Raw genomic sequence first — 18,807 nt, forward strand, 5'->3', positions numbered from 1 at the left:
GCGCACCCGCTGCCGACCTTCAGCCGCTTTCAGTACATTCGCCGGTTGCGGTTCATCGCGCCGGCTTCCTCGGGTGTGACCTTCTCCGGCATGCGGTCGATCTCGCGCTGGATGTCCGTAAGCACCTTGTCGATACGGGCTCGTACGGTCCTGCGGTGGCCGACAACATCGCCGTGCCACTTGTCAGCGGTCTTGCCCACCCATGATTTCGTGGAGTCCCGGCCGCCCTTTCCGATGTCCCCCGCCCCCCTCTTCAGGGCGTCGACCAGGTCGGACCGTTCCTTCTCAAGCTCCCGCTTCAGCCGTTGCAGTCGTTCCCGGTCCGGGTTGTCCTGCTTCGGTTTGGCATCGGCTGCCATTTCGCTCCCCCGTCAGTCAGCGGTTCACCGACTGGATCTCCTCCACCGTGATGTTCTGGGTGGCCTCGATCGTGCCGTCCGGCATACCGATCGCTCCCGCCTGGCCCGTGCCCGTCCAGCTGATTTCCCAGGTGAGGGCTGCCTTGAGGGGGAGTGCGGCGCCGCCTGAGGAGCGGCGGTAGATGATGCCGCAGGGCGGCGTCTCGCCGGCCTTTCCCTTGGCGTAGGGCTCGCCGATCTTGCCGTCGACTATCGGGCAGCCGCCGTCGGCGGGGATTGTCGTGGCATCCGCCGTGCCGGGGCTGAGCGTCAGGGATTTCGGCTTCGCCGTCGTGGTCGCCTGGATGTTGAAGCCGGGGACGTTGATCGCGGCTGTTGCCTGGACCTCGTCGAACGTGGCTTTGTCCAGCCATGCCCACGTCGGCAGGTTCACCTTCGTGATCGCCTCGGGGGCGAGTGTCACCTTGGTGCCGGGTAGTTCCATGTGCTGGTAGGCGAGGGCCGCCAGCATCTCCGGGGTGATGGCCTGTTCGTACTGCGGGGGCGGGGCTTCGCCGTTGTCGACCCAGAAGGGGAGTGCGCTGCACGAGGTGCGCTTGAGGTAGTCCGGCTCGTTCGGGTTCTCGACGCCGGCCCAGAACATCCCCTCGCCGTCCTTGTCGACGTTGTAGTCCTTGTAGCCGGGGGTGTCGGTCCAGCCGTAGTCGTCCTCGTAGTGGCGTTGCATCTCGCCGATGGCCGAGCCCGCGGTTCCCGTGATGGCGGGGTCGTTCTGCCACTTGTCGATGTCGCCGGACATCTTCTTCTTGAAGTCCTTGGCGCCCATGTAGGGGGCGTACCAGCAGGGCGGCGGCGTCCAGTTGACGTCGGCGGAGGCGACGTTCCCCGCGCTGCCGCTCTTCGTCACGGCTCCGGAGTACTGGACGCTGGCGGCGGCGTAGATGCCTGTGCCGTCGCCGCCGCCCTTCTGATCCGTCTTGGTGTCCCCACTATTGCTCGGCGTCTCCGTCGCACTGGCCGGTGTTCCGAGCGTGAGCGTGCCGAGAGTCAGTACCAGCGCAACCGTGCTGATGCTGAGGGGCGTACGCCGTGGTGTGTTCACTGGCACTTCGCCGCCTTCGTCTCGACGAGCACCTTGGACGCCTGCCACAGGCCTTCACCGGTGGGGAACTTGACCATGATGATCTTGAAGTAGTCGAAGCCGTCGATGCTGGGCTTGGTCTTGAGGACCTTCCCGGTCTTGATTTCTTCGCTGTAGAACTTGTTCGAGTCCACGCAGAACGCGACCTCCACCGAGTTGCCGTTCGCGGCGGACCGGGTGGCGGCCTGGTAGTGGCGCCGGGTGCCAGTGGCTGTCCAGCCGCCGTCGACCCTCCTGTCGATCTGCGTCTTCGCGTAGGTCAGGCCCTCACCGGTGGAGTACGTGGTGACGGCAGCGTCCTTCGCCGTCCCCTTGTCGATGCCGCGGTAGATCGCGCGGACATAGTTCGCCGCATCATCCATAGCCGCCGCCTCGTTCTTAGCCTTCGGCTTGTCCCAGTCGAAGACCAGGTTCATGTCCTTGGGCAGGGAGACGTCCACTCCGTCGGGGCTGTCCTCGGACCCCGCACCCGCCGGCTCCGCCGATTTCGTCGGCTTCTTCGAGCCCTGGTCGGCGCCTGCGATCTTGTCGTTGTCGCTGGACTTGTCGTCCCCGCCGCCGCACGCCGTGAGCAGCAGGGCTGCGGTCGCGGCGAGCGCGGTAGCAACGGGCAAAGAGCGGCGCTTCACAGTGGACCCCCGTGTGATTCAGATGTATTCGAGAGCCACGACGGTATCCGTGGGGTCAAGGCTTTCGCTACCGCGAACTCCCTTGTGCGGACGGGCGGACCTGGAGAAATCAGGGCAAGCCGATGGCGCAAGTGACCCGATCGTGTCTGAGTGCACAGCGGACCCGGACATGCCCCCGGATATGACCCGCATGTGCCTGGAGCCCCGGACGCCGACCTGCGTCCGGGGCCCGAGGCCCGCCCCGCCTCAGTTCTGCTGGGTCGCGCCGCGCTCCGGCGTCCGGCAGCGCGGGCACCCGCACGGCGGGTACGCCGACGTCTGCGGCAGTGGCGACGGCAGCGGCCCGGCTCCTCCGCCGGTCCGGATCTCGACCCTGCTTCGCTCCCCGGTCACGGCGCCCCGCGCGTCAACCGTGTAGACGCGCAGGGTGAGGCGCGCACTCCGGTGAGGGGGAGTGGGTTGCGTGAGTTCCAGTACGTCCGTCATGGGCGGGTACTGGTCCGCGCACTCCGGGCACGCGTAGACGTTGAAGCCGGGGCCCGTCGCCGCGTGCACCTCGTGGACCAGTACCGGCTGGGCCGTCACCCGGTGGCAGCGTGCGCACATCCGCACGGCGGGGCGCGTCATCGGGCAGCCACCGGGACGCCGTGAATGCCGTGTTCCGCTGCGCGGCGGCTGCGGATCGAGTTGAAGCGGTGGGGTGGTGGGACCGGGATGTAACGGAGCGGCGGGAGTGACCCCAGGCGGTGACGGCCGCGCGGGCTTGGGGTGCACAGGTTCAGCACCCAGGCGAGGAGGCGGAGAGGGAGGAGGTGGAGGGTAAGGTCCAGCACGTTGACGCTCCTTCGAAGCGTTGGCCATGCCCCGGGACGGTTACCGCCGTCGCCGGGGTATTTCACGCCGTGAGCATACATTGCTACGCATGTCAGTGCATAGCAGTTAGCAGCTGTAGGGCCATCACTGCAGCTCAGCGCTGTTTTACGGTGGTAGTCATGGCAGCAGAAACAGGTGACTATCCGATCGACCCGAACAAGATCGCGTACGTCTATATGCAGGTGGCAGACCACATCGCTGCCCGTATCGCGTCGGGTGAGTTGCAGCCGGGTGCGCGGTTGGCCGGAGAGCGTGACCTCGGTACGGAGTACGGGGTCGCCTATCTGACCGCCCGCCGAGCGGTCCGCGAACTCCGCGACCGCGGCCTCGTCATCACCCTCCCCGCCAAGGGCACCTTCGTCGCGTACCCCGAGACGACAGACGACGGTCAGGAGCCGTAGGGGAGCCATAGGAGTTCGCGTTCACCGCACGTGGGCACAAAACAGGCATGCCATGCTGCCTCACCGCCCCGCACGCCCTCCTTCGAACCCTTCACTCCATAGCCCGTCCCCCCGACGCCGTGTCCGCCGTGGCCGCCGTCGATCTGGAACTGGTCACCCTCACCGAGGACATGGCCGTCATCACCTGGCACACCGGTGTGGAATCGGAGGGCGAGGTCGTCTACGGCACCCATCCCGCCCATCTGAACCGGACCGCCTCCGAGGGCCGCGACACCGCTCACCACTATGTGGAGCTGACGGACCTCGAACCCGGGCAGACGTACTACTACCAGGCCCGTTCCCGGGGTTCGGTGGCCACGCCCACACCACTGCACCTGGTGAGCGGCAACGCCGTCGGCACCTCCCTCCATGGATTCGGCTCCCACGGCGGCCCGTACTCCTTCACCACCCCCCAACCCCCTCCCGGGCGGCATGTGTTGTCGATCGCCCTCTGCAACGACCTGCACCTCGGCGAAACCACCGCCGGGCTGGTGACGGGCATGCCGTTGATGCGCGGTATCTCCCAGCGGCTCGGTCTCGGCCCGTACCCGGAGATCATGGGGCGGGCGCTGGTGGAGGAGGCGCATCGGCGCGGGGCCGGCCATCTGCTCGCAGCCGGGGACATATCCGCCGGCGGGGCGCCGCGGGACCTGGCGGAGGCCAGACGCCTGCTGGACGGATTCGGCACGCACGGGCGGGACTACTTCGTCGTACGCGGCAACCATGACCGGCGCGGTCGGCAGGGCCTGCAAGAAGGGCGCGGCGACAACTTCCTGGACGCCTTCCCCGCCAACGGCGGACCGGGCGGCGAGTCCGCGTACTTCGCCCGGGACCTCGGCGGGCTGCGGATCGTTGGGCTGGACACGTACGAGAAGAAGGGGAGCGGCGCAGGGTCCGGCGGGCTCTCCGACGAGCAACTCGCCTGGTTCCGGGCCGATGTGCGGGCGCACAAGGACCAGCCCACCGTGGTCTTCGGGCACCACCCGCTGACCGTACGCAACTCGCCGTTCCCCGTGACCGGCGGACAACGCCTCAACCGCCGCCAGGCCCGCGCGATCCTCGACGCGTACGCCGCCGCCCCCGGCGTCTTCCTCCACCACGCGGGCCACACCCACCGCAACAAGCGCACGGTCCTCCCGCAGGCGCGGCACGTCACCCTGCAGGAGGTGGGCGCCGTGAAGGAGTACCCCGGCGGTTTCTGTCTGCTGCGGATCCACACGGGCGGCTACGCCCTCAACTACTACAAGGCGAGCAGCGACCCGGCGCGCGAGTGGAGCGAGCGGAGCAGGCGTGTGGCGGCGGGCCTGTGGCCGCAGTACGCCCTCGGCCGCTCGGTCCGCGACCGCAACAGCGTCGTCGTACGCGACCTCTCAGGCATCACACCGGCCGTGGCACGACGGCCAGCCCTGCGCGGCGCTGTCTGAACGTCACGCATCGGTCCTGCGCGGCGCCGTCCGAAGCGTCACACGCAGGCCCTGTGTGCGGCGGCAGCTGAAGCCTCACGCACAGGCCCCGACATGTGGTGTCAGCCCAGATGCGGCGTCAACCCAGATGTGGTGTCAGCCCAGCTTCGCGTTCTGCGTCTTCACCACCGTCGTCGCGAGCTCCGTGTCGCTCGGGCGGCCCTCCGCGAGCGCCCTGCCGTCCACCGCGAAGTAGACGGCGACGACGTCACCTCGGCGTACGGCGGCCGAGTGCATCGTGTGCGTGGTGCCCTGGAAGGTCATCGTCGACTTGAAGGCGAGGGACTCGTCGCCCGCCTTGTCGGCCTGCTCGGCGGCGACCGAGTCGTACGGGCTGCTGTTGCCCTTCGCCTCTGCGGTGAATCCGCCGCCGCAGGAGGACACCGATTTGGAGAGGTCCGCCATGGCCGACTCCGCGCCGCCGTCCGCGTAGGTGTTGAGCGTGACGTAGGTGTAGCCGTTGGCGTCCTTCGAGGTGACTCGCGTGAGGTCGGCCGTCGTCTCACCCAGCGGGAGCTGGTTCAGCGCGTACGCCAGCGGGGCGCACTCCTTCTTGTCCACGGTCACCTCGTCCTGGGACTTGGCGAAGGCGTACTCGGTCGCGGGTTCCTCGACCTCGTAAGCGTCCTTGAGCTCGGCCTTGGTGATCATCAGCTTCGCCAGGCGGTCCGCCGGGCTGACCTCCTCGGCCTTGGACGCCGTGGCTCCGGCTCCGGGTTTGCCGGCGGCGTCCGTGTCCGAGTCGCCGCCTCCGCAGGCGGTCAGCCCGGTGAGCAGGGCGAGGGCGAGTGCGGACGTGGCCAGGACGGCGGTTCGCTTCATACGGGACTGGCTCCTCATGGTTTCGGGCAGATCCTGGTGATCCGTCGTCCACCCGTGGCTGAAGATCGTCCCACGCGTCCCGCAGGCCCTCCGTGAGCCTCCGTGAGCATGTCGTGCAGGGACGATGGACGCAGCGTGACCGGTACCCGGCGGGGCGGGAGCGGATGATTCGCTGGTGCACAGTGAGGGCGTCGACCGGAACCCCGTGCGCGGACCCTTCTTCGACAGGGAACCGAACGCCCCGCGTTGCGCGTGGATAACGTCGTGGTGGGTGGGGTTCGCGGTAGTGGTCGCGCCTTGAGGGGCTTATGTGCTGCTGATACGGTGCGGTGGCTTGACACTCGTTCCGGCTGTGGCTGTTCGGCACCTTTGCGGCGGATATTCGACCAGGTCGGGCGGTACGCCCGGTGAGGGCCCGGTGCCCGGAGTGCGTCAAGTTTGCGAAATGTGCCAAGTGTCCTGAATGTTGAAAAACTTCTTGGGTGTACGGGGAGCGGTTGCGTGAAGATCCAAGAGCGTACGGGGGCGGGCAACAACCGTTCCTCCGCGCCGGTTCAGCCGACGATGGGGGAGCGCCTTCCCTCGCCGCCTCGCGAGCGCAAACCCGCACTGGCCGCACTCGCGGTGCTGCTGATCCTCGTGGGCGCGCTCGGGGCGACCATGCTCGTACTGCGCGCCGGTGAACGTGTCGAGGTCGTCAAGGTGACCGGCGACATCCAGGCCGGTGAGTCCGTCGGCGACAAGGTGAAAGCGGTGCTGGTGGCCGACGACGCCGGGATCAACTACGTCAAGTGGACGCAGATCAAGACCCTCAAGAAGCTCAAGGCCAAGTCCACCATCTACGCCGGCACCCTCGTGATCGGCCAGATGTTCGGCACCGAGGCCAGCGTCCCGGACGGCAAGGCCGTCGTCGGCCTCTCCCTCAAGGAGGGGCAGTACCCCGAGGGCATCGAGGTCGGTGACCTCGTGGCCGCCTACCAGGTCGGCAACAACACGTCCGCCAACTCGGGCGACAAGACGGACTCCGGTTCGACGGGCTCGGCCGGTTCGAGCGGTTCCGCGGGCGGCGCCCCGATCGTCGACGACGCCCGTGTCACCAAGGTTCCGGACGACAGCGCCGACAGCACCATCAGCAGCACCAACAAGCGCGTCACCGTGACCGTCGACGAGAGCGATGCCGCCGCGCTGGCCCGTGCCGCCGCGGCCAACGAGGTCGCACTCGTCAAGGTCCCCGGCAACTAGCGGCGGAGAGTCACACACACCATGGCCCTCATCGCCCTCGCCGCGGACAAAGGCTCCCCCGGCGTCACCACGACGGCCGTCGCCCTCGCGGCGGTCTGGCCGCGCCGCGTGCTGCTCGCCGAGACCGACCCGGCCGGCGGCGACCTCGTGTACCGCAGCGCCGCCGCGCACGGCGGACCGCTGAACCCCAACACCGGCATGCTGTCCATAGCCGCCACGGCCCGCCGCGGACTCGTACCGGACCAGATCTGGGACCACGTACAGCCGTTGAGCGGTGGGCTCGACGTGCTCGTCGGGCTCGCGCACGCCGAGCAGGCGGCCGGGCTCGCCGGTCTGTGGCCGACCCTCGGCCGGGCCTTCGCCCAGCTCGCCGACTCCGAGCACGCGCCCGCCGACGTCATCGCGGACTGCGGACGGATCAGCGGGGAGTCCCCGGCCGTCGAGATGTTCGCGCAGGCCGCGCTCGTCCTGCTGGTGTCGCGCACCGAGCCGGAGGCCATCGCGCGGGTGCGCGACCGGGCCGCCGCGCTCACCGCCAAGCTGCACGGCGGACCGCGGGGCGCGGGAGCGCTCGGCACGCCCCTCATCGGTGTCGTGCTCATCACCGACCCGGGCGACTCCGCCAAGATCGTCCACCAGGTCAACGACATGCTGATGGCCTCGCAGACCGGGGCCCGTGTCGTCGGCACGATCGCCGCGGACCCCACGGGCGCCGACCAGTTGGCCGGCCGCAAGCGCGGACGGCTCGACAAGTCGCTGCTCATCCGCTCGGCACGCAAGGTGACCTCGGACCTCTACCAGCAGTTCGGCGCGGCCTGGTCCGTACCGGCCGGCGGTCCCCACGGGCAGCCCGCCGCCGGAGCCGGCCGATGACCGCCGTCGACCATCAGCTCGTCAAGCGGTTCCGGCAGGACGCCGGTGACCGGATCGCCGAGCAGCGCCGCCTCGACCAGGTCTCCGGCGTCACGCCGATGTCCAACGAGGACGAGCGGCAGTACGCCCGCGCGGTCATCGCCCAGATCCTGGAGGACTACGCCCGTACGGAGATCAACTCCGGGCGTACGCCGCTGGACGCCGAGACCGAGGAGCAGTACGCGGCCGCTGTGCACGCCGCGCTCTTCGGGGTCGGCCGCCTGCAGCCCCTGCTGGACAACCCCGACGTCGAGAACATCGACATCAACGGGTACGACCAGGTCTTCGTCGGCTACGCCAACGGCGAGGAGGTCAGGGCCGATCCGGTCGCCGAGACCGACGAGGAGCTCATCGAGCTGATCCAGATCCTCGGCGCGTACTCGGGTCTGTCCTCCCGGCCCTTCGACTCCGCGAACCCGCAGCTCGACCTGCGGCTGCCGGACGGTTCGCGCCTGTCCGCCGTCATGGACGTCACCCGCAGACCCGCGCTGTCCATCCGCCGTGCCCGCATGGGCAAGGTCTTCATGTCCGACCTCGTCGGCAACGGCACGCTCACCCCCGAGGTCGGGCACTTCCTGGCCTGCGCGGTCCGGGCCCGTAAGAACATCATGATCGCGGGCGCCACCAACGCCGGAAAGACGACCCTGCTGCGCGCGCTCGCCAACGAGATCCCGCCGCAGGAACGCCTCATCACCGTCGAACGCGCCCTGGAGCTGGGCCTCGACACCTTCGCCGATCTGCACCCGAACGTCGTGGCGTTCGAGGAGCGGCTGCCCAACTCCGAGGGCCAGGGCATGATCTCGATGGCCGAACTGGTCCGGCGGTCGCTGCGTATGAACCCCTCGCGCGTCATCGTCGGCGAGGTCCTCGGCGACGAGATCGTGACCATGCTGAACGCGATGTCGCAGGGCAACGACGGTTCGCTGTCCACGATCCACGCCAACAGTTCCCACGAGGTGTTCAACCGCATCTCCACGTACGCGCTCCAGGCCACCGAACGCCTGCCCATCGAGGCCAGCCAGATGCTCGTCGCGGGCGCCGTGAACTTCGTCGTCTTCGTCCAGCGCCGCAACAACTTCGAGTCGGGCGGCCGGCTCCAGCGCGTGGTCACCTCGATCCGCGAGGTCAACGGCGTCGACGGCCGCGTCCTGTCCAGCGAGGTGTTCGCCGAGACACCGGACGGCAGGGTCCTGCCGCACGCGCCGATCTCCTGCCTCGAAGACCTGATCCAGTACGGCTATCGCCTGCCCGGCGGGAACTGGGGGTGACTTGATCATGCAAGAACCGACCATGACACCGGCCATGACCACGGGACGGCCGAGCATGACCCTGGCCGCTCTCGACTCGCTCGGCTCCATGGGCGGCCTGTTCTCCACGACGGTCCTGTACGCGCTCGCGTGCGGGATCGCGGTGGGCGGCGGCCTCGCCCTGCTCACCGCCGCGGTCCGCGGCCTGCCCGCCAAGCCCGAGCACGAGAAGCAGAAGGCGAGCGAACGGGCCTCCGAGCTCGTACGGTTCGCCGGCCGACGCGGTTCCGTCGCCGCCATCGCCGGGATCGTCGTCCTGCTGCTCACCCGGTGGGCCGTCGCCGGAATCGCGACCGCCGTCCTCGTCTTCTTCTGGGACAAGCTCTTCGGCGGCGCCTCCGAGGAGAAGGCCGCCATGAAACGCGTGGAGGCCCTCGCCTCCTGGACCGAGTCGCTGCGCGACACCATCGCGGGCGCCGTCGGCCTCGAACAGGCCATCCCCGCCTCCGCCCGCGCCTCCGCGCCGGTCCTGCGCCCGCACCTCGACGCCCTCGTGGACCGCCTGCGCTCCCGTACGCCGCTGCCCGAAGCCCTGCAGCAGCTCGCCGACGAGATCAATGACGCGTCCGCCGACATCATCGTGGCCGCGCTCATCCTCAACGCGCGACTGCGCGGCCCGGGTCTGCGCCAGGTCCTCGGCGCACTCGCCAAGTCGGCGCGTGAGGAGGTCGACATGCGCCAGCGCGTGATGGCCCAGCGCGCCTCGACCCGCCGCTCGGTGCAGATCGTGGTCGCGGTGTCGATCGCCTTCGTGCTCGGCCTGTCCATCTTCAACCGCGAGTTCGTCGAACCGTACGGAACGGCCGTCGGCCAGCTCGTACTCGCGTGTGTCTGCGGTCTGTTCGCGCTCGGCTTCTGGTGGCTGCGCAAGCTGTCCACGATCGAGACGCCGGAGCGGTTCCTGGTGCGGGACGAGTCGGCGGTCCAGTTCGTCCGCCCCCGTACGTCGCCGGGGTCCCAGCCGCCGTCCTCGTCCCCGCAGCAGCCGCTGCCGCTGTCACCGGAGGAGGGGGTACGCCGATGAACTCGACCCTGACCCTGCCCGTCCTGGTCGGTGCCGTCCTGGGCCTGGGCATCTACGTCCTGGTCCGCGCCCTGATGCCCGCCAAGCGCAGCGCGGTCGCCCAGGTCGCCCGCATCGACGCCATGAGGGCGCGGGGAGCGGCGTACGAGTCCGCGCACCGCACCTCGGACGCCGACGCCGGACGGCTCGGCAGCGTACGGGCCCGGGTCGGGCAGCGCGTCGCCGAGCTGTACCTGCAGCAGGGCTGGGAACTGCGCTCGCTGCGGGCCGACCTCGCGGTGCTCGACCGGAGCTGGGAGAACTTCCTCGCGACGAAGGTGCTGCTCGGAGCCGCGGGAGTGTTCTTCGGGCCACTCATGTTCGCGGTCGTCTGGACGCTCGGCTTCGGCCGCAGCCCCGCCATCCCGGTCTGGCTCGCCCTGCTCTTCGCGACCGTGTTCTTCTTCCTGCCCGACCTCGAAGTGCGGCGGGACGCGGCCGAGAAGCGGCGCGACCTGCGGCGCGTCATCGGCGCGTACCTCGACCTCGTGTCCATGAGCCTGGCGGGCGGCCGAGGCCTCCCCGAGGCGCTCATGGCGGCCGCCGAGGTCTCCGACGGCTGGGCCACGCAGCGCATCCGCAACGCGCTCGCGGACGCCCGGATCACCGGCATCAGCCAGTGGCAGGCCCTCGGGTCGCTGGGGGAGGAGATCGGGGTCGAGGAGCTCAAGGACCTGTCGGCCTCCCTGGCGCTGGTCGCGGACGACGGCGCGAAGGTGCGCGAGTCGCTCGCCTCGCGCGCCGAGACGATGCGGCACCGCGAACTCGCCGAGATCGAGGGCAGCGCGGGCGAGAAGTCGCAGTCGATGCTCGTGGCGCAGCTGCTGCTCTGCGCCGGATTCCTGGTCTTCCTGATCTTCCCGGCGGCGATGCGCGTGTTCCAGGTCTGAGGCCGGCGCCCCGCGCCCGGCAGCCGCTTCCGCGACAACTGCATCCGTGAACTGCCCTGCACTGTCTTGAACTGTTTCGAGAGGACAACTCACCATGAACGGACGGAACTACAGCACCGGGATCCCGGGGGTGGACTTCCTGATCACCTTCCTCCAGGGCCGGGTGCAGCGCGCCCGCTCCGGCGAACTCGACCGCGGTGCGTCCGCGGTCGAGTGGGTCATCATCTCGGCGGTCGTCGTGGCGATCGTCGGCGTGGTCGCCGCGATCATCAACGCCGCGCTCAGCGACGGCGCCAACAAGGTCGGCGACTGCATCAAGGGCGCGGACGCGGGCAGCACCTGCTGATTCCGCGACCGTCCCTTCTCTCTCGTACACGGGGTTGCTGGTGAGCGCACGACGCCTGGTCCGCCGGGTACGCCGCCGGGTGGAGGCCGCCTCCGCCCGCGGCGACTCCGGCATGACCGCGATCGAGTTCGTGCTGCTCACTCCGGTCCTCTTCTTCATGATCTTCGCGACCGTGCAGTTCGCGCTGTACTTCTTCGCCGACCACGTGGCCCAGGCGGCGGCCCAGGCCGGAGCGCGCAAGGCCCGTGCCACCGCCGACGAGTCCCCGGGCGCGTGGCGCGGCGAGGCGCGGGACGTCGTGGACAGCTACATCGCGCAGCTGGGGCCGCAGTTGGTGCTCGGCCCCGACGTGAAAGTGCTCCAGCCGGACCCGGACACGGTCGGCGTGGAGATCACGGCGAAGGTGCCGTCGGTGTTCCCCGGACTGGATCTGACCGTGCAGGCGCGGTCGGTGGGGCCGGTGGAGCGGTTCGTCGAGGATGACGGGAACTAGATGCGCGCAGTGGTGAGGCGACTGCTTTCGCGCGGCGCCGACCTCGGTGACCGGGGGCTGTCCACCGTCGAGGTGGTGATCCTCGCACCGGTGATGATCCTCTTCATCCTGGTACTGGTGGCCTTCGGGCAACTGGTCGACGGGCGCGGGGCACTGGACGGGGCGGCCAGGGACGCGGCCCGCTCCGGTTCGCTCCAGCGCGACCAGGGCTCCGCGATGGCGGAGGCGCAGAAGGCCGCGGACGCCGACCTGGCGGACGTCTGCGCCGGTCCGGTCACGGTGAACAAGACCAGCGCCGGTTTCGAGGACGCGGACCTCTTCACCGTGGAGGTCAGCTGCGAGGTGCGGGGCCTCGCGATGCTGGGTCTGGACGTGCCGACCCGCCTTGAGGCGTCGTTCACCTCGCCGCTGGACCCCTTCAAGAGGAAGGCGTGACGGTGCGCGTGAAGAACACCTTGGGCGCGTGGGCGGCGGCGCGCCGCGAACGCCTCGACGACCGCGGGTCGGGCGCCGGCGCGGTGATCATCTTCGCGCTCGTGTTCCTGTCCCTGTCGGCCTTCGTCATCGACGGCGGCCTGTCCATCTCCAAGCGCGAACGGGCCGCCGACATCGCGGAACAGGCCGCCCGTTACGCGGCCCAGGACGTCGACCTCGACGCGCTGTACGAGAACCAGGGCGGCGGCGCCCCGATCCTCTTCGAGAACTGCGGAGCCCGCGTGAAGGCCTTCGCCCAGGAGATGGGCATGACCGGCGCCGACATAGCCGCAACGAACTGCGTCACCGCCAACGCCGACCAGGTCGAGGTGGAGGTCCAGCTCACCTACTCCCCGGTCTTCACAGGAATGTTCTACGGCGGCGACGTGACGGTACGGGGGCGGGCCGTGGCGGAGAACGAGGTGGGGTGAGCGGGAGGCTCGCCGAACTCCGGCGGTGGGTTGCGCGTCAGCGGTTGACCGACTGGATTTCCTGGACGGTCATGGGGCGGGTGGTCTCGAACGTGCCGTTCGGGAGGGTGCCGCCTGCGCCGGCCGTGCCTTCCCAGGTGATCTGCCAGGTGACCGAGGCCGTCAGCTCGTACGGTGTGCCGGCCGTGGCGCGGCGGTAGGAGATGCCGCACGGCGGGTTCGTACCGGCGTCGCCCGTCCTGTACGGGGTGCCGATCGAGCCGTCGTCGTCGATCCCGCAGTCGCCGGAGGCCGGGAAGGTGTCCGCGTCCTCGGTGCCCGGCTCCAGGTGCAGCGCGACGGGCTCGGCGGTCGTCTCCGCCCACAGGTTCGTGTTCGGGAGCTCGGCGCGGACCTTGACCGCCTGGAACGTGCCCTTGTCCAGCCACACCCAGGTCGGCGCGTTCACCGTCGACCTGACGGCCGGCTTCAGCTCGATCTCGGTACCGGGGACTTGGACCTTGTCGTACGCGTACTCGGCGAGGGTTTTGGCGGTGGGGGCGTTCGGGACGGCGGGGATGTCGCCGGCGTTCTGCCAGAACATGACGCGTTCGCAGTCCCACGAGGCCGGGTCGGCGAGGTCGGGGGCCACACCGCGCCAGAAGTAGCCGTCCTTGCCGGTGTTGTAGTCCTCGTACCCCTTGACGGTGTCGAGAGAGCCGTCCTTGAAGTTGTAGGCGTCCTTGCCGTCCCGGTAGTGGTCCGTCCAAAGCTTCTCGCCGCCCCAGGACGTGTGCGGGCTGACGTATCCCAGGCCTTTCGTCTCCGCGAGCGCCTTGAGCTGCGCGGAGGTGAGGACGGGCTCGTACCAGCAGGGCGGTGGCGTCCAGTTCACGTCCGTCGACGAGAGGCTGCCGCTTTTGCCGCCGGTGGGGCCGCTGATCCGGGTGACCTTGATGCGGGAGACGGCGGCGGACACGTCTTGGCCCTGGGCGTCGCCGGAAGCACCGGTTGCCGGAGTGGTCGCCCTGTCCCCGTTCAGGTCGGCGTGGGCGGTGCCGCCGCTCCACAGCACGGCGGCGGCGGTCGCACCCGTGATCAGGAGCCGCGAGGAGGCCGGAATCCTCATGCCCGACATTCCTTCGCCTTGCTGACGACCTCGGAGACCTGCGCTTTCCAGACCTGGGAGGAGCCTGACGGCGGCAGCATGAGCAGCCGGAACTTCAGATAGCTGCTCAGGCTTTCCTCGGTGCGGTTGATCTCCCCGGACTTGATGTCCTTGCTGAAGATCTTCGACTGATTGCTGCAGAAGGTGACGAGGGTGCGTTTGCCATCACTCAGTGTGGTGACGTCCTCGTCGTAGTACTTCTCGGTTCCGGAGGGAGTCCAACCTCCCTTCACGGCGGCCTCGATCTGCGACTTGACGTACTGTGCGGCCTGGCCGCCCGAGTAGTACCGGTAGGCCGGGTCGTCCGGGTCCTGCGCGACGATGCCGTGGTACATCGCCCGCAGGTAGTTCTTCGCGTCGGCTAGTGCGGCCTCGTGCTTCACGTCGGACGGCTTGTCGAAGTCGAAGACGAGGTCGACGTCCTTCGGCAGGCTGAGGTCCGGACCCTCGCCGCCCGCCGATGCGGACGCGGCGGCCGACGGGCTGGCGCTCGACGCCCTGTCCGCGCCCTTGATGTCGTCCGGCGGTGTGTCGTCGTTGCCGCCGCAGGCGGTGAGCAGGAGTGCCGTCGTGGCGGCGAGGGCGGCGGTGGTCACGGTGTGGCGGGCCACGGTGGTACTCCCCCTGTTAAGGCATGTGTGCTCGTGTGCGGCAGGGAACGAAGCTATCAGGGGGGCGTAAAGGCCCTCAGGTCAGCGGCGGGGGATTGTGTGGGGATCGTGAGGGCCGCACCCGTGGCAGTTGCGAAGCCGTACCGATTCGGGTGGCGGGGAGCGGGCGGTTGACCGGGTGAATCGGGTGTAGCGGGCAGATGGTGAGGAAACCGCCACGGTCGAGGCTCGCTCGTTCCGCCCACCCTTCGACAGGCTCAATACGATCTAAGTAGGCTCAGCACACCCCCGCTCTCCCTCCCTTCCCACACGACATCAGGACACCCGCCATGGCGCGACGTACCACTTCCAACCCGTCGGGAAGCTCGCCGGGTCCGAGGAATCGGACGCCGCAGCCCCTGCCCCGGCGCAGCCGCACGGTGGGGGACTTCGTCAAGGCGTTCCTCGCCTTCGTCGCCCTGCTCGTGCTGCTCGTCGGTGTGCCCGGCGCGCTGGCCGTCCAGATCGGCTGGCCGCTGCCCTCCGGGGCGCCGTCGACGGAGTGGCTCCAGCAGGAGATCACCGTCGACACGTTCATCAACGTGCTGACCGTGGTCGTCTGGCTGGCCTGGGCCCAGTTCACCGCCTGCGTGCTCGTCGAGATGAAGGCCGCGCTGTCCGGTGTGGGACTGCCGAACCGCGTGCCGGGGGCCGGCCCGAGCCAGTTGCTCGCGCGCCAGCTCGTCGCCGCGCTGCTGCTGGTCGGTGCCGCCGCGGCGAGCTTCACGCCGGGTCTTTCGCAGTTGGGCCAGCAGTTGGAGGGCAACCAGCGGCCCGCCGTCGCCGCGGCGGCCCAGCAGACCCCGGGCGGGCTGCTGGCGCAGCAGCAGGCGCAGACCGCCGCGAGCGCCGCCGCACTGGCCGAGCAGGCCGCCGACGCCGCGCACGCGGAGGGCGGGGGCGCCCACGCGTCGGAGGACGCCACGAAGTTCTACCGGATCCAGCCGCCCGAGGGCCGTCACCACGACTCCCTGTGGGAGGTCGCCGAGCGCCACCTCGGGGACGGGCGCCGGTACAAGGAGATCTACCAGCTCAACAAGGACCGTGCGCAGCCCGACGGTTCGAAGCTGTCCGAGGCCAGCCTCATCCGGCCCGGCTGGATCATGGAGATGCCCGGTGACGCCCGCGGCGGCGAACTGGTCGAGATGCCCGACGAGGCCCCGAAGGTCTCGCCGGACGTCCAGCGGCAGATCTCCGACTACGCCAGGACCAGCGGCGGCGCCCAGGAGCAGGGCCGGCCGGGACAGCAGGGCGGCGGGTCCGGTGCGCAGGACCGAGACACCGCGCACATCAGTCTTCCCGAGCAGCGCCCCGGCCAGGGGCACGAGCAGGGCGGACAGGGCGGGCAGGAGCATGGCGCGCCCGCCGCCGGTGAGGGCAGCGGGTTCGGGCTGCCGCAGGCGCTCCTCGGCGCGCCCCTTCTCGCCGCCGGGCTCCTCGGTGCCCTCGGCCGGCGCCGCCGCCAGGCGCTGTGGCAGTCCGCGCTGGGTGCCGTCGGCGGGCGCCGCGGCATGGAGCCGCCGACGCCCACCGGCGCCGCCGCCGACGCGCAGGACGCGTTGCTGGTGGGGGCCGACCCCGAGGGCGTACGCCTGCTGGACCTGTCGTTGCGCGGGCTCGCCGCGTCGCTGGCGGGGGAGTCCCGTCCGCTGCCGACCGTGTACGCGGCCTGGATGGGTGGCAACGGCGATCTGCACCTGCAGCTCGCCCAGCCGTCCGGCCGCCCGCCCGCGCCGTGGCAGCTCGGGCAGGATCAGACGTTCTGGATGCTGGCCCGCGCCGACGCCGAGCGGTACGAGGACGTGGACACGGCCGCCCCGTACCCCGGGCTCGTCAGTCTCGGCACGATGGACGACTCGCGGCTGCTGCTCAACCTGGAGTCGGTGCCCGGCATCGTCTCGCTGAGCGGCCGCGAGCAGGACCGGGCGGGCGTCTTCGCCTCCGTGGCCGCCGAGCTGGCGACCAACGGCTGGTCCGACCGCATGACCATCACCCTCGTCGGCTTCGGCGAGGACCTGACGCCGCTCGCCCCCAACCGGCTCCGCCACCTCGACGGCATCGAGGCGCTCGTGGAGACCATGGAGGCCGAGACGCGGCAGCGGCGCGGGGCATTGGGAGCGGCCGGGCACGATTCCGTTCTCACCGGGCGTACGGGCCCGGCCCAGCACACCCGTTGGGCCCCGCACCTCGTCCTGCTCGCCGCCGAGCCGTCCGCCGAGGACGCCGTCAAGCTCGCCGAACTCGCCGCCGACGCCAGCCGGCTGGGCATCGGCTACCTCGTCGGCACCCGGTCGGGCGACCTGCCCGGCGCCGCCTGGGAGATGGAGATCACCAGCGAGGGCAAACTCCTCGCGCCGCTCCTCGGCCTCGAACTCGACGCGCAGCTCCTGCCGGTGTCCCAGCAGCGGGCCGTCGTCGAACTGTTCACCGACGCCGACCCCGAGCACGACGACGACCGGCCCACCCCGACACCGCCGTTCCTCGTCGACATCAGCGAGCAGGGGCGTCCCGCGGTGTACGCGCGGCTCGTCGGCCCGTACGAGATCATCGGGCTCGACACCCCGGACGGTGAGCGCAGCGCGCTGCTCCACGAGGCGCTGGCGCTGCTGCTCCTGCACCGCGAGGGCGTGCACCCGCGGGTGCTGTCCTCCGCGCTCTGGCCGCGCGGGGTCACCGACGACGTACGGGACGCGCTCGTCGAGCGGCTGCGCGCCTGGCTCGGCGCCGACCCGGACGGCACACCGCGGCTCGCCGCCGACGCGACGGGGCGGCTCAAGCTCGCCAAGTCCGTGGTGTCCGACCTGGACGTGCTGCGCTCGCTCTACCACGAGGCCACCCAGGGCCGGGGCGCCGGCAGCCGTGCGGTGCGCGGCCGGCTGCTCACCGACGCGCTCGTGCTCGTACGGGGGCCGCTGCTGGCCGAGCGGCCCGAGGGGCGGTACGGCTGGCTCACCCACGAGATCATCGACGCCCAGCTGCCCCTGCTGGTCGCGGACATCGGTCTCGCCCTCTCCGCGTTCCACCTGGAGAAGGACCGGGCCGAGAAGGCGATCGAGGCGCTCGACGCGGCGCTGGGCTCCGCGCCCGGAGACGAGCGGCTGTGGCACGAGCTGCTGCGGGCCACGCACGCGACCGGCGACAGTGACCGGCTGAAGCGGCTCGCGGCGGACCTCGTCGCCCGCAGCGGCGCGCGCGGGCTGCCGCCGCGCACCGAGGCGCTCCTCGACGAACTGCTGCCGACCTGGCGCAGCGGCGTCGCCGCCGCGGGATGAACGGCCTCGCGCCGATCGACCTGTTGGTGATCGCCGGCGCCGTCCTGTGGGGCGGCGCCGCCGGTCTGTTCGTGCCCCGCCCCGCGTACCGCTTCTCCGTCGGCCCCGACGAGCCGTGGGCGGACCGGTGTCCGGAAGGGCATCCTGTGGGCGGACGGTTCGGGGGCTGGATCGGTCTCGCCCGCTGCCGGGAGTGCGGCGGGCGGCGCGGGCGCGCGTACGGTCCCGGCAGCCTCCCCGTCGCCCTCGCCACCGCGCTCGTGTGCGGTGCCCTCGCCGCGGCCACCGGTACCCGGCCCGAGCTGGCCGTGTGGCTGCTGCTCGCGCCCCTCGGCGTACTCCTCGCCGTCGTGGACTTCCGCGTCCAGCGCCTGCCGGACGTGCTGACGCTGTCACTGGCCGGTGCCGCGCTCGTGCTGCTCGCGGGCGCCTGGGCCGCGCCCGAGCACGCGGGTGACTGGCCGACCGCGCTGTACGGCTCCCTGGCTCTCGGCGGCGGCTACTTCGTCCTCTTCCTCATCAGCCCCAACGGCATGGGCTTCGGCGACGTGAAACTCGCCCTCGGTCTCGGCGCCGTCCTCGGCTGGTACGGCTGGGGGACCGTGCTGCTCGGCACGTTCGCGGGGTTCCTGTTCGGCGGCCTGTACGGGATGGGGCTGGTCGTGGCCCGCAGGGCCGGGCGCAAGACGTCCATCCCCTTCGGCCCCTTCCTGATCGCGGGCGCCCTCGTGGGCCTGCTCATCGGGGCGTTCGCCGCCTGATCCCGGCCCCAGCTCGGGTGTGCACCGCCTGACGTCGGGTGATCACATCGTCTGGCGTACGCTGGATCAGTCCGTCCACACCCCTATGAAAG

At 70.4% G+C, this 18,807-nt stretch carries 20 protein-coding genes; 13 read left to right on the plus strand and 7 right to left on the minus strand.

What is annotated here, in order from left to right:
* Positions 1–29: 29 nt before the first annotated feature.
* The 4 genes from C6Y14_RS34930 to C6Y14_RS34945 form a co-directional block, all read right to left on the minus strand.
* Positions 30–359 (minus strand): hypothetical protein, encoded by a 330-nt coding sequence (locus C6Y14_RS34930; RefSeq protein ID WP_107020891.1) that lies wholly within the window; start codon positions 357–359, stop codon positions 30–32.
* Positions 360–375: 16 nt separating this feature from the next.
* The gene (locus tag C6Y14_RS34935; RefSeq protein ID WP_404828867.1) at positions 376–1,467 is read right to left on the minus strand and encodes a hypothetical protein; all 1,092 of its coding nucleotides are present in this window, start codon (positions 1,465–1,467) and stop codon (positions 376–378) included.
* Positions 1,458–2,129 (minus strand): hypothetical protein, encoded by a 672-nt coding sequence (locus tag C6Y14_RS34940; RefSeq protein WP_199854972.1) that lies wholly within the window; start codon positions 2,127–2,129, stop codon positions 1,458–1,460. The genes C6Y14_RS34935 and C6Y14_RS34940 overlap by 10 nt, the downstream gene beginning before the upstream one ends.
* Before the next feature lie 246 nt (positions 2,130–2,375).
* Positions 2,376–2,756 (minus strand): ML domain-containing protein, encoded by a 381-nt coding sequence (locus C6Y14_RS34945; RefSeq protein WP_107020893.1) that lies wholly within the window; start codon positions 2,754–2,756, stop codon positions 2,376–2,378.
* 365 nt (positions 2,757–3,121) lie between these two features.
* On the opposite strand from C6Y14_RS34945, the gene C6Y14_RS34950 reads away from it, so the two are divergent.
* Both C6Y14_RS34950 and C6Y14_RS34955 read left to right on the plus strand, forming a co-directional pair.
* Positions 3,122–3,403 (plus strand): winged helix-turn-helix domain-containing protein, encoded by a 282-nt coding sequence (locus C6Y14_RS34950; protein WP_107020894.1) that lies wholly within the window; start codon positions 3,122–3,124, stop codon positions 3,401–3,403.
* 128 nt (positions 3,404–3,531) lie between these two features.
* Positions 3,532–4,866: a metallophosphoesterase gene (locus C6Y14_RS34955; RefSeq protein ID WP_318658079.1), complete on the plus strand. Its 1,335-nt coding sequence runs from the start codon at positions 3,532–3,534 to the stop codon at positions 4,864–4,866.
* A 135-nt stretch (positions 4,867–5,001) separates the two neighbouring features.
* On the opposite strand, the gene C6Y14_RS34960 is transcribed toward C6Y14_RS34955, so the two are convergent.
* Positions 5,002–5,727 carry a hypothetical protein gene (locus tag C6Y14_RS34960; protein WP_107020896.1) on the minus strand — a complete coding sequence of 242 codons (726 nt, stop codon included), beginning with the start codon at positions 5,725–5,727 and terminating at the stop codon, positions 5,002–5,004.
* Positions 5,728–6,228: 501 nt separating this feature from the next.
* On the opposite strand from C6Y14_RS34960, the gene C6Y14_RS34965 reads away from it, so the two are divergent.
* From C6Y14_RS34965 to C6Y14_RS35005, 9 genes are all read left to right on the plus strand, one after another.
* Entirely contained in the window at positions 6,229–6,969 is a 741-nt protein-coding gene (locus C6Y14_RS34965; RefSeq protein ID WP_107020897.1) for a hypothetical protein, read from the plus strand.
* Positions 6,970–6,990: 21 nt separating this feature from the next.
* The gene (locus tag C6Y14_RS34970) at positions 6,991–7,842 is read left to right on the plus strand and encodes a hypothetical protein (protein WP_107020898.1); all 852 of its coding nucleotides are present in this window, start codon (positions 6,991–6,993) and stop codon (positions 7,840–7,842) included.
* The gene (locus C6Y14_RS34975; protein ID WP_107020899.1) at positions 7,839–9,149 is read left to right on the plus strand and encodes a CpaF family protein; all 1,311 of its coding nucleotides are present in this window, start codon (positions 7,839–7,841) and stop codon (positions 9,147–9,149) included. Before C6Y14_RS34970 ends, C6Y14_RS34975 begins: the two co-directional genes overlap by 4 nt.
* A gap of 88 nt (positions 9,150–9,237) precedes the next feature.
* Positions 9,238–10,212 carry a type II secretion system F family protein gene (locus tag C6Y14_RS34980; protein ID WP_199854976.1) on the plus strand — a complete coding sequence of 325 codons (975 nt, stop codon included), beginning with the start codon at positions 9,238–9,240 and terminating at the stop codon, positions 10,210–10,212.
* Positions 10,209–11,141, plus strand: coding sequence for a type II secretion system F family protein (locus tag C6Y14_RS34985; RefSeq protein WP_199854973.1), 933 nt, complete (start codon positions 10,209–10,211; stop codon positions 11,139–11,141). Before C6Y14_RS34980 ends, C6Y14_RS34985 begins: the two co-directional genes overlap by 4 nt.
* 94 nt (positions 11,142–11,235) lie before the next feature.
* Entirely contained in the window at positions 11,236–11,487 is a 252-nt protein-coding gene (locus C6Y14_RS34990) for a hypothetical protein (protein WP_055509289.1), read from the plus strand.
* Between the two features lie 112 nt (positions 11,488–11,599).
* Positions 11,600–11,980: a TadE family protein gene (locus C6Y14_RS34995; RefSeq protein WP_107021015.1), complete on the plus strand. Its 381-nt coding sequence runs from the start codon at positions 11,600–11,602 to the stop codon at positions 11,978–11,980.
* Positions 11,981–12,415, plus strand: a complete 435-nt coding sequence (locus C6Y14_RS35000; protein ID WP_107020901.1) for a TadE/TadG family type IV pilus assembly protein — start codon at positions 11,981–11,983, stop codon at positions 12,413–12,415.
* A gap of 8 nt (positions 12,416–12,423) precedes the next feature.
* Complete coding sequence (locus C6Y14_RS35005) at positions 12,424–12,885, plus strand: pilus assembly protein TadG-related protein (protein ID WP_107021016.1); 462 nt, start codon at positions 12,424–12,426, stop codon at positions 12,883–12,885.
* A 37-nt stretch (positions 12,886–12,922) separates the two neighbouring features.
* Here C6Y14_RS35005 and C6Y14_RS35010 read toward each other — a convergent pair whose 3' ends face one another.
* Together C6Y14_RS35010 and C6Y14_RS35015 are read right to left on the minus strand one after the other, a co-directional pair.
* The gene (locus C6Y14_RS35010) at positions 12,923–13,993 is read right to left on the minus strand and encodes a hypothetical protein (protein WP_107020902.1); all 1,071 of its coding nucleotides are present in this window, start codon (positions 13,991–13,993) and stop codon (positions 12,923–12,925) included.
* A complete protein-coding gene (locus C6Y14_RS35015; protein WP_107020903.1) occupies positions 13,990–14,643 on the minus strand; it encodes a hypothetical protein in 654 nt (217 codons plus the stop codon). Before C6Y14_RS35015 ends, C6Y14_RS35010 begins: the two co-directional genes overlap by 4 nt.
* A gap of 329 nt (positions 14,644–14,972) precedes the next feature.
* Here C6Y14_RS35015 and C6Y14_RS35020 point away from each other — a divergent pair, with 329 nt between their 5' ends.
* Complete coding sequence (locus tag C6Y14_RS35020; RefSeq protein WP_107020904.1) at positions 14,973–17,954, plus strand: BTAD domain-containing putative transcriptional regulator; 2,982 nt, start codon at positions 14,973–14,975, stop codon at positions 17,952–17,954.
* Entirely contained in the window at positions 17,951–18,715 is a 765-nt protein-coding gene (locus tag C6Y14_RS35025) for a prepilin peptidase (RefSeq protein WP_107020905.1), read from the plus strand. Before C6Y14_RS35020 ends, C6Y14_RS35025 begins: the two co-directional genes overlap by 4 nt.
* Positions 18,716–18,807 lie beyond the last annotated feature (92 nt).

The sequence above is a fragment of the Streptomyces dioscori genome, assembly GCF_003024195.1.
GTDB lineage: Bacteria > Actinomycetota > Actinomycetes > Streptomycetales > Streptomycetaceae > Streptomyces > Streptomyces dioscori.